The 12,796-nt window shown below is 74.3% G+C and carries 13 protein-coding genes; 5 read left to right on the top strand and 8 right to left on the bottom strand.

The features are described from left to right. Positions 1 to 3: 3 nt before the first annotated feature. The 4 genes from ACZ67M_RS00870 to ACZ67M_RS00855 all read right to left on the bottom strand — a co-directional run bounded on the left by ACZ67M_RS00870 (position 4) and on the right by ACZ67M_RS00855 (position 4,174). Positions 4 to 1,128 (bottom strand): TIGR03364 family FAD-dependent oxidoreductase, encoded by a 1,125-nt coding sequence (locus ACZ67M_RS00870; protein WP_385798728.1) that lies wholly within the window; start codon positions 1,126 to 1,128, stop codon positions 4 to 6. Between the two features lie 132 nt (positions 1,129 to 1,260). Continuing rightward, on the bottom strand, positions 1,261 to 2,016 hold the full coding sequence (locus ACZ67M_RS00865) for a GntR family transcriptional regulator (RefSeq protein WP_361354058.1): 756 nt from the start codon (positions 2,014 to 2,016) through the stop codon (positions 1,261 to 1,263). 73 nt (positions 2,017 to 2,089) lie between these two features. Beyond that, complete coding sequence (locus ACZ67M_RS00860) at positions 2,090 to 2,917, bottom strand: hypothetical protein (RefSeq protein WP_392008109.1); 828 nt, start codon at positions 2,915 to 2,917, stop codon at positions 2,090 to 2,092. A 99-nt stretch (positions 2,918 to 3,016) separates the two neighbouring features. Further along, a complete protein-coding gene (locus ACZ67M_RS00855; RefSeq protein ID WP_469849717.1) occupies positions 3,017 to 4,174 on the bottom strand; it encodes an ROK family transcriptional regulator in 1,158 nt (385 codons plus the stop codon). A 248-nt stretch (positions 4,175 to 4,422) separates the two neighbouring features. On the opposite strand from ACZ67M_RS00855, the gene ACZ67M_RS00850 reads away from it, so the two are divergent. The 4 genes from ACZ67M_RS00850 to ACZ67M_RS00835 all read left to right on the top strand — a co-directional run bounded on the left by ACZ67M_RS00850 (position 4,423) and on the right by ACZ67M_RS00835 (position 8,323). Continuing rightward, positions 4,423 to 5,514, top strand: coding sequence for a Gfo/Idh/MocA family oxidoreductase (locus ACZ67M_RS00850; RefSeq protein WP_469849032.1), 1,092 nt, complete (start codon positions 4,423 to 4,425; stop codon positions 5,512 to 5,514). Then, positions 5,511 to 5,996: a heme-degrading domain-containing protein gene (locus tag ACZ67M_RS00845; RefSeq protein WP_392103787.1), complete on the top strand. Its 486-nt coding sequence runs from the start codon at positions 5,511 to 5,513 to the stop codon at positions 5,994 to 5,996. Before ACZ67M_RS00850 ends, ACZ67M_RS00845 begins: the two co-directional genes overlap by 4 nt. Before the next feature lie 123 nt (positions 5,997 to 6,119). Next, complete coding sequence (locus tag ACZ67M_RS00840; RefSeq protein ID WP_469849030.1) at positions 6,120 to 6,992, top strand: LLM class F420-dependent oxidoreductase; 873 nt, start codon at positions 6,120 to 6,122, stop codon at positions 6,990 to 6,992. Positions 6,993 to 7,111: 119 nt separating this feature from the next. Then, the gene (locus ACZ67M_RS00835) at positions 7,112 to 8,323 is read left to right on the top strand and encodes a DUF4185 domain-containing protein (protein ID WP_469849028.1); all 1,212 of its coding nucleotides are present in this window, start codon (positions 7,112 to 7,114) and stop codon (positions 8,321 to 8,323) included. Positions 8,324 to 8,374: 51 nt separating this feature from the next. On the opposite strand, the gene ACZ67M_RS00830 is transcribed toward ACZ67M_RS00835, so the two are convergent. The 4 genes from ACZ67M_RS00830 to ACZ67M_RS00815 all read right to left on the bottom strand — a co-directional run bounded on the left by ACZ67M_RS00830 (position 8,375) and on the right by ACZ67M_RS00815 (position 11,161). Beyond that, complete coding sequence (locus ACZ67M_RS00830; protein ID WP_361354036.1) at positions 8,375 to 9,232, bottom strand: fumarylacetoacetate hydrolase family protein; 858 nt, start codon at positions 9,230 to 9,232, stop codon at positions 8,375 to 8,377. 161 nt (positions 9,233 to 9,393) lie between these two features. After that, on the bottom strand, positions 9,394 to 10,107 hold the full coding sequence (locus ACZ67M_RS00825; protein ID WP_469849027.1) for a YidC/Oxa1 family membrane protein insertase: 714 nt from the start codon (positions 10,105 to 10,107) through the stop codon (positions 9,394 to 9,396). Positions 10,108 to 10,213: 106 nt separating this feature from the next. Continuing rightward, positions 10,214 to 10,525: a DUF6412 domain-containing protein gene (locus ACZ67M_RS00820; protein ID WP_451854217.1), complete on the bottom strand. Its 312-nt coding sequence runs from the start codon at positions 10,523 to 10,525 to the stop codon at positions 10,214 to 10,216. Between the two features lie 87 nt (positions 10,526 to 10,612). Beyond that, on the bottom strand, positions 10,613 to 11,161 hold the full coding sequence (locus tag ACZ67M_RS00815) for a winged helix-turn-helix transcriptional regulator (RefSeq protein ID WP_361354027.1): 549 nt from the start codon (positions 11,159 to 11,161) through the stop codon (positions 10,613 to 10,615). Positions 11,162 to 11,317: 156 nt separating this feature from the next. Between ACZ67M_RS00815 and ACZ67M_RS00810 the strand changes: the two genes are divergently transcribed. Continuing rightward, the gene (locus ACZ67M_RS00810) at positions 11,318 to 12,721 is read left to right on the top strand and encodes an MFS transporter (RefSeq protein WP_469849024.1); all 1,404 of its coding nucleotides are present in this window, start codon (positions 11,318 to 11,320) and stop codon (positions 12,719 to 12,721) included. The last annotated feature ends 75 nt before the right edge of the window (positions 12,722 to 12,796 follow it).

The raw sequence follows: 12,796 nt of genomic DNA, 5'->3' as shown, positions 1-12,796 counted from the left end.
CTGTCACCAACCCAGTTCGTTCGCGGTGGTTTCGGCTATCGCGGGTGAGCAGGTCATGCCGCGCCCGCCGGGCCCGGTGACCAGCCACACCCCGTCGCGCACGCGCTGGCGGTGCACGACGCGGCTCGTGTCGGTGCACTGCGCGTACACCCCGGCCCACCTGCGGCGGACCTTGGGCAGCGGCCGGCCCAGGAGGGACTCGACGACGCCGGTGAGGTGGTCGTAGGGGTCCTCGACGGTGTCGAAGGCGAAGGGGTGCTCGTACTCGTGGGTGTCGCCGATGGTCAGTCCGCCGTCGGCGCGCTGGACCATCAGGAGCTGCATCCGGTGCTCGGCGGCCGTGGCCGGCTGCGGCTGCCGGGCGTTCAGCTCGTCCAGGGCGGGCGAGCCGTAGGCGGGGTAGTAGCGGAAGCTGTCGGCGTCGGCGACCGAGGTGGTGAGGGGTTCGCCGAGGGGGTCGGTCTGCATCATCTGGAGGCGGACCCGCCGCACGGGCAGGCCGGGCCCGGCCAGCTCGCGGACCAGGCCGCCGAGCCAGGCGCCGGTGCACAGGACGACGGCGTCGCCGGTGTGCGTGTCGCCGTGGTCGTCGCGGACGGCGTTCTCGCCGATGACGTCGCGGACCTCGCGGCCGGGCAGGAAGGTGTACTTCGGGGACCGGCGGAGTTCGGCGCGCAGGGCGAGCTGGGCGGTGCGGGGTTCGACGGCGGCGTCCCGCTCGCAGTACAGCGCGGCGTCGAAGTCGCCGCGCAGGGCGGGGTTCAGCGCGCGCGCCTCTGTGGCGGTGAGCAGCTTGTGGCCCCGGGCGGCGGCGTCCGGGCGGGCCACGGCAGCCTCGGCGACCGCGCGTTCCAGGTCGCCGCGGACCGGGGTGAGGGAGCCGTTCGGGCGGAAGCCCAGCGCCGGGATCCGGGCGCCGATCTCCTCCCACAGCTCCCGGGCCCGCAGCGCGGTCTCCAGCTCCTCGCCGCCCGCGCGGCCACTGACCCAGATCTGGCCGAAATTGCGCAGCGAGGCGCCGCGGGCCTCCGCCTCGCGCTCGATCTGTACGACCTCATGGCCGCGGTTCACTGCGTGCCAGGCGTGCATGGTGCCCACCACGCCGGCTCCGACGACTATCACTCTCACGACGGCCACGCTCCTTGCCAAGGGGGAACCGGAGGAATCCGGCTGACAACGAGAGCGTGAACTGGTCATCACGTTTGGGCTAGACCCGTTACCTCTTCGTTATGATTCGGCGGTCCGGGCGAGTGGTGGTTTTCAGCCGCGCAGGTGGGTCGTGAAGGAGAAGCGGTCGCCCCGGTAGAGCGTCCTGACCCGCTCCAGCGGGCGCCCCTCCGTGTCCCGGGAGACGCGGTGGATGAGCAGCATCGGGAGGGCCGGCGGAGTGCCGATGAGCAGTGCCTCGCGCGGGGTGGCGAGCACGGTCTCGATGCGTTCGTCGGCGTCGCCGAAGGCGATGCCCTGCCCGGCGAGGTGGGCGTAGAAGGACGAGTCCGGGTCGAAGGTGCTGTCGAGGTCGGGGAGGCGGGCCACGGCGAGGTAGGTGCTCTCCAGGCCGACCCGCTCGTCGTCGGCGAGCAGCACCCGCTCCAGGTGCCAGACGGGCTCCCCGCGCGTGAGGCCGGTCTCGGCGGCGAGCGCGTCGGGGCAGGGGAAGCGGTCGAGGGTGACCAGCGCGCGGCCGGGTGTGCGTCCCTGGCGGCGGACGCCCTCGGTGTAGCTGGCCAGGGAGAGCGGCTGCGCCAGCTTGGGGCCGGCGACCACGGTGCCGCGGCCCTGCCGGCGCAGCTTGCCCTCGAGGACCAGCTCGCGCAGCGCCTGCCGCACGGTCTCGCGGGCGACCTCGTACCGCTCGGAGAGGTCCCGCTCGGTGGGGATGGCGCTGCCCTCCCCCAGCTCGCCGACCAGACGGTCGATCCGCGCCTTGACGGCGTAGTACTTCGGCACGCGGCCGTGCTCCGGGATCCCGGAGCGGACGGGGGCGCCGGGGGCCTGGTCGTTCGGATAGTCCACGCAGGGATGGTCGCAGACGGGGGTACGCCCTGGTGGGGCGCGGTGGGTCGGCGGGGTCGGCGGGGTCGGGGTGTCAGCGGCGGCGGCCGCGGGTCAGCAGTACGGTCGTGCCGCCGGCGGCGAAGAAGAGGAGGGTGACCGCCAGGGCCGTCTCGACCCGGCCCGGGCCGGTGCCGGCGAGTTCGTCGGCGGAGGGGGTGCCGGTGCTCCGGTCCTCCGGCGTGGCGGACCTGTCGGGGGAGGCATCGGGGGACGCCTCGGCGGGGGTGCCCGGCCCGACGCGGAAGCGGTAGTCGTTCGACTGGCCGATCCACTCGCCGTCGCCGCCCCGGCGCTGGACGACCGCCGCGTTGGCGGTGACCTCGCCGGGAGCCGTGTCCGAGGTCAGCGAGAGGCGCAGCTTCACGGTGAGGGTCTTGCCGGGGGCGACGGTGAAGCCGGCGAAGGGGCCGGTGGCCGGGTCGTCGCCCTCATCCACCTCGTTCACGCCCTCGCCGAACGCGCCGATCAGTTCGTCCCGGTCGGTCTTCTCGAAGCCGACGGGCCGGGGGTCGGCCCCGTCGTAGAACTCCAGTTGGGGCTGCGACGGCTCCAGGGCGCCCTCCTTGTCGACGAGGACGACGACCGGATGGACGCCCGAGCAGGTGCGGGAGGTGGTGTTGGTGAGGTCGAGGTACCAGACGCCGAAGCCCCCGCCGGGTTCGTAGCGGTCGGGGCCGCCGTGGACGCGGGTGGTGAGCGGGAAGGTGTGGTCGTCCGGGGCGGTGCAGGCGGGCAGCGGAGCCGGGGACTCCGCGTGCGCGGGGACGGCGGGCACGAGGACGGCGGACGCGGCGGCGCAGGCGGCGAGCAGGGCGGCTGCCGCCACCGGGCGGGGGGACGTGGGCGTGAACAGTCGCATAAACACATGAGCGTGTCGGAGGATCCGGCCCCACGGCACCGCCGTTCGGGGCACGCCCCTCGAACGGCGGCGGCGATGCGCTCGTTCGGCGCACCCGGCTCAGCCCCCGTCCCCCCGCCCGAACAGCGGCGCGAGCAACAGCTGGGCCGCGCCCTCCGCGACCCCGCGCACCCCACCGGGCGCGATCCGCACCGGCACGGCACCCTCCTGGCCGCCCTCGCGCCGGGCCCGGGCGTCGAGGACGGCGCCCACCCCCCGGACGAAGGCGTCGGGTGCGGCGGCGACGGTACGGCCGCCCAGCAGGACCAGGTCGATGTCGAGCAGGCCGGCGAGGTTCGCGGCACCCGCGCCGAGCACCCGGGCCGCCTCCGCGAGGTCGCCGCGGCCGACGGCGGCGAGGCACAGGGCCTCTACGCAGCCGCGGGCGCCGCAGGTGCAGGGCGGCCCGTCCAGCTGGACGACCTGGTGCCCGAACTCCCCGGCCCCGGTCCGGGCGCCCCGGTGCACGCCGCCGCCGATGACGAGGCCCGCACCGAGCCCCGTACCGAGGTGGAGGTAGGCGAAGGACCCGCCGTCGCCGCCCACCGCGCCGCCCCTGCCACCGCCCGCACCGCCCGCCGTGAGACCGAGCGCCGCCGCGTTGGTGTCCTTGTCGACGACGACCGGCACGCCCAGCCGCCACTCCAGCGCGTCCCGCAGGGGGAAGCCGTCCCACTCCGGGAAACCGGTGACCCGGTGCAGCACGCCCCGGACGTGGTCGAGCGGACCGGGGAGAGCGACGCCGAGGCCGAGGAGGGTGGGGGCGGCGGCGAGGGTGCCGCCCGGCGGGCGCAGGGTGTCCGCGGCCAGCTCCCGGGCCGCTCCGGCCACCGCCTCCAGCACGGCTTCCGCACCCGCGCCGAGGTCCAGCGGCGCGCGGCGCTCCCCCACCACCGTTCCGTCGAGGTCGACCAGTACCGCCCGCAGCTCGTCCCGGTCCAGGTGCACGCCGACCGCGTGGCCCGCCTCCGGCACCAGGCGCAGCACCGTGCGCGGCTTGCCACCCGTGGACGCCCGGCGTCCGGCCTCGGCGGCCAGGCCCCGGTCGCGCAGCCGGGCGGTGATCTTGCTGACCGCCTGCGGGGTGAGCCCGGTCCGCTCGGCGAGTTCGAGCCGGCTGATGCCCTCCGGCCCTGCCCCGCGCAGCAGGTCGAGGACGAGGGCGGTGTTGTGGCTGCGCAGGGCGAGCAGGTTGGCCCCGCCGGAGCCGCCCCGCATGCCGCCGCCGCGCGCCGCCCGCCCGCCGGTGCCTCCACCTACGCCCGCGCCGACCCCCCTGCCATCACCCGCGCCGACTTCCCCGACACCGACCGGACCGGCGTCCCCGCCGCCACCCGAACCGGCACCCGCACCGATGCCGCCGCCCAGGCCACCGTCCCCCGCCGTACCTCCGCCGTTCGCTCCGTTCACGCCCCCATTGTCCCCGGCGCTTGCACTTTGGCAACACCGTTGCGAAAGTGGGAGGCATGACTGGTACTCCCCCCGCCCACGCCCCCGGCGGTCCGCTGCGCGTCGGCCTCGTCGGCTACGGCCTCGCGGGCTCCGTCTTCCACGCCCCGCTGATCGCCGCCACCGAGGGCCTGACCCTGGACACCGTCGTCACCTCGAACCCGGAGCGGCAGCGGCAGGCCCGCGCCGAGTTCCCGGACGTACGGACCGTGGCGAGCCCGGACGAGCTGTTCGACCGGGCCGCCGAGCTGGACCTCGTCGTCATCGCGTCCCCGAACAAGACGCACGTGCCGCTCGCGAAGAGGGCCCTGGAGGCGGGTCTGCCGGTCGTGGTGGACAAGCCGGTCGCGGGCACGGCGGCCGAGGCACGCGAACTGGCGGCGCTGGCCGAGGAGCGCGGCCTGCTGCTCTCCGTCTTCCAGAATCGCCGCTGGGACAACGACTTCCTGACCCTGCGCGACCTGATCGCGGAGGACGCCCTGGGCGACGTATGGCGCTTCGAGTCGCGCTTCGAGCGCTGGCGGCCGAAGCCCAAGGGCGGCTGGCGCGAGTCCGGCGACCCGGCGGAGATCGGGGGCCTGCTGTACGACCTCGGCAGCCACGTCGTCGACCAGGCGCTGGTCCTGTTCGGCCCGGTCACGCAGGTGTACGCCGAGTCCGTCGTCCGGCGCGCGGGCGCGGAGGCGGACGACGACACGTTCATCGCCCTCACCCACGCGAGCGGCGTCCGCTCCCACCTCTACGTCTCCTCCACCGCCGCCCAGCTCGGCCCCCGCTTCCGGGTGCTCGGCTCGAAGGCCGGCTACGTCAAGCACGGCCTGGACCCGCAGGAGGCGGCGCTGCGCGAGGGCGCCCGCCCCGGCCCCGGCTGGGGCGAGGAGGACGAGGCGATGTGGGGCCGGCTGGGCTCCGGCGAGTCCCCGGTGACCGGCGGCGGGGACGCCGCGCCGACCGTCCCCGGTGACTACCCGGCCTATTACGCGGCCGTGGCGAAGGCCCTGCTGGAGGGCGGCCCGAACCCGGTGGACGCCCGGGAGGCGGCCGACGCCCTCGATGTACTTGAGGCGGCCCGCCGGTCCGCCCGCGACGGAGTGGTGGTGGCCCTGTGAGCGGCGGACGGAACGAGACGCCCGTACCGGACGTGGCGGAGCTGGAGGAGCAGGAACGCCGCCTGGTCTTCCGCCGGTTCACCCACGACGACGCGTGGGCGCTGGGCTCCCTGCTGGTGGAACTGGCCCGCGAGCGGCAGGCGCCCGTCGCCGTCGACATCCACCGCGGCGGGCAGCAGCTCTTCCACGCCGCGCTGCCCGGTTCGACCCCCGACAACGACGCCTGGATCGCGCGCAAGCGCCGGGTGGTGGAGCGGTACGGCTCGGCGTCGTACCTGGTCGGCTCCCGGTTCCGGGCCAAGGGCACTACGTTCGAGGAGTCCTCGCGGCTCGACCCCGACCGGTACGCGGCGCACGGCGGCTCCTTCCCGGTCACGGTGGCCGGCGTCGGGGTGGTCGGCTCGGTGACGGTGTCGGGGCTGCCGCAGGTGGACGACCACCGGCTCGTCGTGGAGGCCCTGGAGCGCTTCCTCGGCGAGTAGCCGGTACGCCTGGACACCCGTACGCCCGTACGGCGGCACCCCGGGAATCAAGACCCGTCCCCTCCGGTTGGCACGCGGTGTACGCATGACGACCACCACGCCCCACCGGAGGGATCGCGGCTGATGAGCGACACGAAGGCTTCTTTGCGGGAATCGGTCGGACGGTACGGCGTCTGGAGCGTGCAGCTTCGTGCCGACGACCCGGCGGGGGCCGCTGAACGCGCTCAGGCGGCGGCCGAGTTGGAACAGCTCGGCTACGGCGCCCTGTGGCTGGGCGGCAACACCTCCGCCGCGCACGCCGCCCCGCTGATCGAGGCGACCTCGCGGATCGTCGTCGGCACCAGCATCCAGAGCATCTGGGAGCACGAGGTGGCCGAGACGGCGGCGGACTTCGCCGAGTTGGAGGTGTCGCACCCCGGCCGCTTCGTGCTCGGCCTCGGAGTGAGCCACGGCCCTCGCGTGGAGGGGTACCGGCGCCCGTACTCGACGATGGTCGACTACCTCGACGGCCTGGACCGGGCCGGGATGCGGTCCGGTCACCGGGTACTGGCCGCGCTCGGCCCGAAGATGCTGGACCTCTCCCGGGACCGGGCCGCGGGCGCGATCCCGTACCTGGTCACCCCGGAGCACACCGCGCAGGCCCGCGAGCGGCTCGGCGACGGCCCGCTGCTGGCCCCGGAGTTCAAGGTGGTCCTCGACTCCGACCCGGCCCGCGCCCGCGCGACGGCCCGCGCCTACCTCGCCCGGTACCTGGAGCTGCCGAACTACACGAAGAACTTCCTCAACCTGGGCTTCACCGAAGACGACGTCGCCGGCGGCGGCAGCGACCGCCTGATCGACGCCGTCTTCGCCTGGGGCGACGAGGCCGCGATCCGCGCCCGGATCGACGCCTTCCTCGACGCCGGCGCCGACCACGTGGCCCTCCAGGTGGTGGAGGACGACATGACGCGGACCCCCAGGGAGGGCTGGCGACGGCTCGCCGCGCTGCTGGGCTGAGCGGTCACCCGCGCCCCGGCCCTCGCCACAACCCTTGTCTCATTAGTGGCTGTAGGCACCACCGGGTTCCTGCTAGGAATTAGAGCGAATTTCTAATTCAGCCGGAACGGGGAGTGCCGATGTCCGACTCCGCACAGCCGAAGCCACACCGCGACGCGAGCCGCCGTACCGCTCTCAAGGCCGGGATGGGGCTCGCCCTGGGCGCCGTCGGCGTCGCCGGCGCGACCGCGCCGGCCGCCGCGGCGCCACGCGGCGCCACGGCCCGGGTGCTCCAGGCGGGCACCCCGCTGTGCGACCAGCCCGGCGACTCCGCCGCCGCCCAGGGCCTGGGCTCCGGCGACCTCGCCATCCCGTACTACCGCGAACACGACGGCACCTGGGGCTACGTCTTCGGCGACGCCTGGCGGGGCATGCAGCAGACCGGGGAGTACATCGGCTCCCCGGTGATGCTCAACCAGGACCGCTTCGACGCCTCCGGCGCCACTCCCATCTCCTTCACCTGGGCCATGCCCACCGCCGGCCGCGCGGGCCAGCTGTTCGCCTACGGCCACGACCGGGACAACGGGCACGGCTTCGAGGTCAGCCGCATCCCCAACGACTGCATCGAGTTCGGCGGCCGCACGTACATCCAGTACACCTCCGTGGCCACCTGGACGCCGCCCGCCGGGTACGACGGTTCGCTGATGTCCGGCGTCGCCTACTCCGACGACCACGGCGTGACGTGGCGGGACTACCCGTACCACTGGGCGGGCGACACCCAGGGCGTGAACCAGTCGATGTACGGCATGTGGTCGTTCGCGGGCATCGACCCGGACGGCTGGCTGTACATCTTCTCCAAGCGCTGGAACGGCACCCACGTCAACACCGCGGACGGCGGCGCGATCCAGCTGTTCCGCATCCGCCCCGACGACTTCCGCGCCGGGAACTTCGGGGCGCAGGAGAACTGGGCCTTCGTGGACGGCGGATGGCGGTGGACGCGCTCCGCCCCGCCCTCGGTCATCCTGTCGGGCAACAACATCGGGGAGTTCTCCGTCAAACGGATCGGCGGCACCTACTGCATGAGCTACTTCGACGTCGCCGACTACTCGATCTGCACGCGCACCGCGTCGCGTCCGGACGCCGTGTGGTCGGCGCCCAAGCCGCAGATCGTCGGCGACAACCGGCTGCCCCCGAGCCACTGGGGGAAGCCGCAGGTCCCGTTCCTCTACGGCGGTTACATCCACCCGGGCAGCGCCGGCCCGAACTCGCTGACGCTGATCGTCTCGCAGTGGAACGGCAAGCTGCACGAGCCGCCGTACTGGGTGCTCCAGTACGACGGCATCGCACCCTGAGCCGCTGAGCCGTCCCGGGCCGGCCCGAGCCCGTCCGAGGCCCGCGAGGCGTCAGGCGTCCTTCAGCTCCTGCCGCTGCCGTCCCAGCCCGTCGATCTCCAGCTCGACGACGTCCCCGGCGCGCAGGTACGGCTTCGGCTCGGGCTGTCCCATCGCCACCCCCGCCGGCGTCCCGGTGTTGATGACGTCACCGGGGCGCAGCACCATGAACTGGCTGACGTACCGCACGACCTCACCGACGGGGAAGATCTGGTCCGCCGTCGTCCCGTCCTGCCGCAGCTCGCCGTTCACCCACAGCCGCAGCGGCAGCCGCTGCGGGTCGGGGACCTCGTCGGCGGTCACCAGCCAGGGGCCCAGGGGGTTGAACGTCTCGCAGTTCTTGCCCTTGTCCCAGGTGCCGCCGCGCTCGATCTGGAACTCCCGCTCCGACACGTCGTGCGAGACCGCGTACCCCGCGACGCACGCGAGCCCTTCCTCCGCCGACTCCAGGTAGCGGGCCGTGCGCCCGATCACGACCGCCAGCTCCACCTCCCAGTCGGTCTTGACGGAGCCGCGCGGCACGAGCACGGTGTCGTGCGGCCCGACCACCGTGTCCGCCGCCTTGAAGAAGACGACGGGCTCGGCGGGCGGCTCGGCCCCGGTCTCGCGGGCGTGGTCGTGGTAGTTCAGCCCGATGCACACGACCTTGCCGATGTGCGCCAAGGGCGGGCCGACGCGCAGCCCGGCGCCGTCCAGCGCGGGCAGTTCACCGGCCTCGGCGGCGGACCGTACCCGGTCGAGCGCGGCGGAGTCGGCGAGCAGCGCTCCGTCGATGTCCGTCACCACGCCCGACAGGTCACGCAGGATCCCGTCGGCGTCGAGCAGCGCGGGGCGCTCCGACCCCGCCGTACCGACTCGCAACAGCTTCATGATCCCCAACTCCTCGGTCTCGGGCAGCCCGCCCGATGAGGTGCGACCTGGGTGCGGCAGGGACGCGACACCATCGGAGGGTTGGTCGATCCTCCAAGGTCACGGTCCACTCCGCAATACCCCGTTCACGTACTGGACCGTAGCCTCACCGGCGCCGACCCTCACCGGTACAGGACGACCCGCTCCACGACGCTCCACGTGGTGCTGGTGACGACGTACAGCGCGGCGGCCAGCGGCACCACCGCCACGGTGACGAGCGTGAAGAAGGACATGAACGGCATGACGCCGGTGATCGCCCCGAGCCCCGGAACCCGCTGCCCGTCCGCCTCCGGCAGCAAGGGACGGTCGGCCATCGTCCGCTTGGTCAGCCGGTAGCTGAAGAAGGCCACCCCGGCGACGACGGCGAACAGCGCGGCGTACACGAGACCGGCGCCCCCGAAGGGTCCGCCGTCGCCGAGCGCGTCGGCCCACCGCCCGCCGAGCGGGGCGGCGAGGAGCTGGTGGGAGAGGAGCGCGTTGGCCTCGCCGCCGATCGAGGTGCTGGAGAAGAGGTGGTAGAGGAGGAAGAACGCGGGGATCTGACAGAGGCTGGGCAGGCAGCCCGACAGCGGGGACACCTTCGCCTCGGTGTGCAGGTCGAGGACGGCCCGCTGCAACCGCTCGGGGTTCTTCGCGTGCGTGCGGCGCAGTTCGGCGATCCTCGGCTGGAGTTCGGCGCGCGCCTTCTGCCCGCGGGCGGCGGCCCGGGACAGCGGATGGACGAGGAGCCGCACGAGGGCGGTGAACAGGACGATGGCGGCGGCCGCGGCGGAGGCGCCGAACAGCGGCTGGAGCAGGTCGGCGAGGTGGTCGACCAGGCTGGCGAAAACGGACATGAGTGGGTGAGCCCTCCGAGGGTCTCGTCGTGCCGGGACTGGGACTGCGGCATGACGACACGCCCCGCGCGGGGGTGACTTCCCTGGCTTCGGTGAAGCGGGTGCCCTACGCGGTGGTCGCCTGGAGGGCGTGTCCGGGCGCTCGGGGCCGGCGGCGGCCGGCGGCGTCGGGATCGCGTTGGGGCAGGAACGCGGTACGCAGGTCCCGGTCCCTGATGGCCGTACGCACCCGGGTCGGCGGCACGGCGGGCACGCTGCGCGCGGCGATGACGGCGCAGACGGCGAGCGCGGAGCCGACGGCGGCGGTCGCGGCGAGCGCGACGGTCGCGGAGAGGCTGCCCACGTCGACGAGCGCGACGGGGAGGAGCACGAGCAGCAGGACGAGAAGGGGGCGCGGGACGGCCCGTTCCTGGGTCATCGGCGGCTCCCCCTCTCCCCTGCGTTCTCGTACGCGCGTTTGCCCCAGTTATACAGGACTTGGCTCGTGCGGGAGGTGGCGCGGGCGCTAGGCGGGACCGGCCGCCGGCGGCTGCGGCTCGGTCTCGATCGGCTGGAGCAGCCGGCGCGGTGCGAGCAGCGCCCGGCTGACGGGGTCGGCCGGGTCGGGGTCGAGTCCGGGGCCCGGCTTCATGTGGACGTCGCGGACGGCCACGGCGGTCCCGCAGGCCGGGCAGACGCCGTACCAGCTGAGTTCCGTGCCGCAGTCGGCGTGCCAGAAGGTGCGCAGCGGCTCTCCGCCGAGGTGTTCGCGCCCCCAGATCCCCAGCGCCCGCAGGGCCGGCCAGAGCGCGATGCCGCGGTCGGTGACGACGTACTCGTCCCGGGGCGGCGACTCCTGGTACCGGCGCTTCTCCAGGATGCCCTCGGCGGTGAGCGCCTGGAGGCGGTTGGCCAGGACGGCGCGCGGGATGCCGAGGTGGACGAGGAAGTCGTTGTAGCGCCGGACGCCGTAGAGCGCGTCGCGGATCACCAGCAGCGTCCACCGCTCGCCGACGACCTCCAGCGCGCGGGCGATCGAACACTCCTGTGCCGCGTAGTCCTTGCCCAGTGCCATGCCCTCCACTGTAGCCACTTTCCACGCTGTTGGTTCATTGACCGAACCGATGATGCTAGGTTGGCGACGTAGTCAGTTCATTGACCGAATCCACACCCCCACACTCCACACATCTCGCGTCACGCACCACGCATCGAATCGAGAGGGCGGGCAGCCATGACCGACACCGGCACGGATCCCGTGCGAACCGCAGCCGTCCCGGAGGGTCCGGGCGCCGTCCGGGACTCCCCGCCCCCGCACCCCGGCCGCACCCTGGCCCTGACCAGCGCGGCGACCGCCGTGGCCCTGATGACGTACACCGCGCCCATGGTCACGCTCCCCCAGACGGCCGCCGACCTGCACACCCCGGTCTCCGCCCAGGCCTGGCTGCTGAACGGCACCCCGCTGGGCCTGGCCGCGCTGCTGCTGGTGGTCGGCAGCCTGGCCGACGACTACGGGCGCCGCCGGATCTTCGTCTCCGGCACGCTGGCCCTCGGCATCACCACGGTGCTGGGCGCGTTCGCGTCCACCACCTGGCTCTTCACGCTGGCCCGCATAGCGCAGGGCGCGTCGAGCGCGGCGCTGCTGGCCAGCAGCCTCGGCCTGCTCGTGCACGCCTTCCCGACGCCCGCCGGGCGGCTGCGCGCGACCGGTGTGTGGGGCGCCTTCGTGAGCGGCGGCATCGCGACCGGCCCGCTCGTCGCCGGGGCGATCCCGGACTGGCGGCTGGCGTACGGGGTGCTGGGCGCCGTCGCCCTGGTGGTCGCGGGACTGGGGACGCGGGCCCTGTCGGAGTCGCGGTCGCCGCGGGGTGGCCGGCCGGATCTCGCCGGGGCGGTGACGTTCGGGGCGGCGCTGGTCGCGCTGGTGGCCGCGCTGACGCTGGGGCGGGAGGGCTGGCTGCGGGCACCGGTCGGGCTGCTGCTGGCGGCCGCCGTACTGCTGGTCGCCCTGTTCGCCGTACTGGAGCGCCGGGCGGCCACCCCGATGATCGACCTGTCGCTGCTGCGCCGCCCGCGCTTCCTGGCGTCGTCCGCGGGCGGGCTGTTCACGGGCCTCGCGATGATCGGCCTGTTCAGCTTCCTGCCGGCGCTGCTGCAACAGGCGCTCGGCCTGTCCGCGCTGGACACGGCCTGGCTCTTCCTGGTCTGGTCCGGCCCGTCCTTCGTGGTGTCCCTCCAGGCCCGCCGCATCGCCCACCGCGTCTCCCCGCGCCTGCAACTGGCGGTCGGCTTCGCCCTGCACGCGGGCGGCGCCCTGTCGATGCTGGGCGCGGTGGACGCGGGCTCCTGGCACCGGCTCCTGCCCGGCCTGGTGGTGGCGGGCGTGGGCAGCGGCCTGGTGAACGCCGCGCTGCCGCTGCTCGCGGTGGAGTCGGTGCCGGCGGGGCGGGCGGCGATGGGCTCGGGCGCGCAGCAGACGTTCCGCTACATCGGCTCGTGCGCCGGCGTGGCCCTGACGATCGCGATCGTGACGTCGGCGGGCGGCCTGGGCCGGGGCGCGGACACGGCGCTGTGGGTGTCGGCCGGGCTGGCGGTGGCGGCCGGGGTGCTGGTCGGGGCCCTTCGGGAGCGGGACTGACCCGGCGGCGGCGGAACCGCCCGGTGGCCCGCCCGGCCGCCGCCGGTGTCCGCCACCCGGGTGCCTGACCTTCGT

The sequence above is a fragment of the Streptomyces sp. NPDC107500 genome, assembly GCF_055582785.1.
Note: the sequence above shows the minus strand (reverse complement) of the source record. Positions and strands in the feature narration are given on the sequence as shown.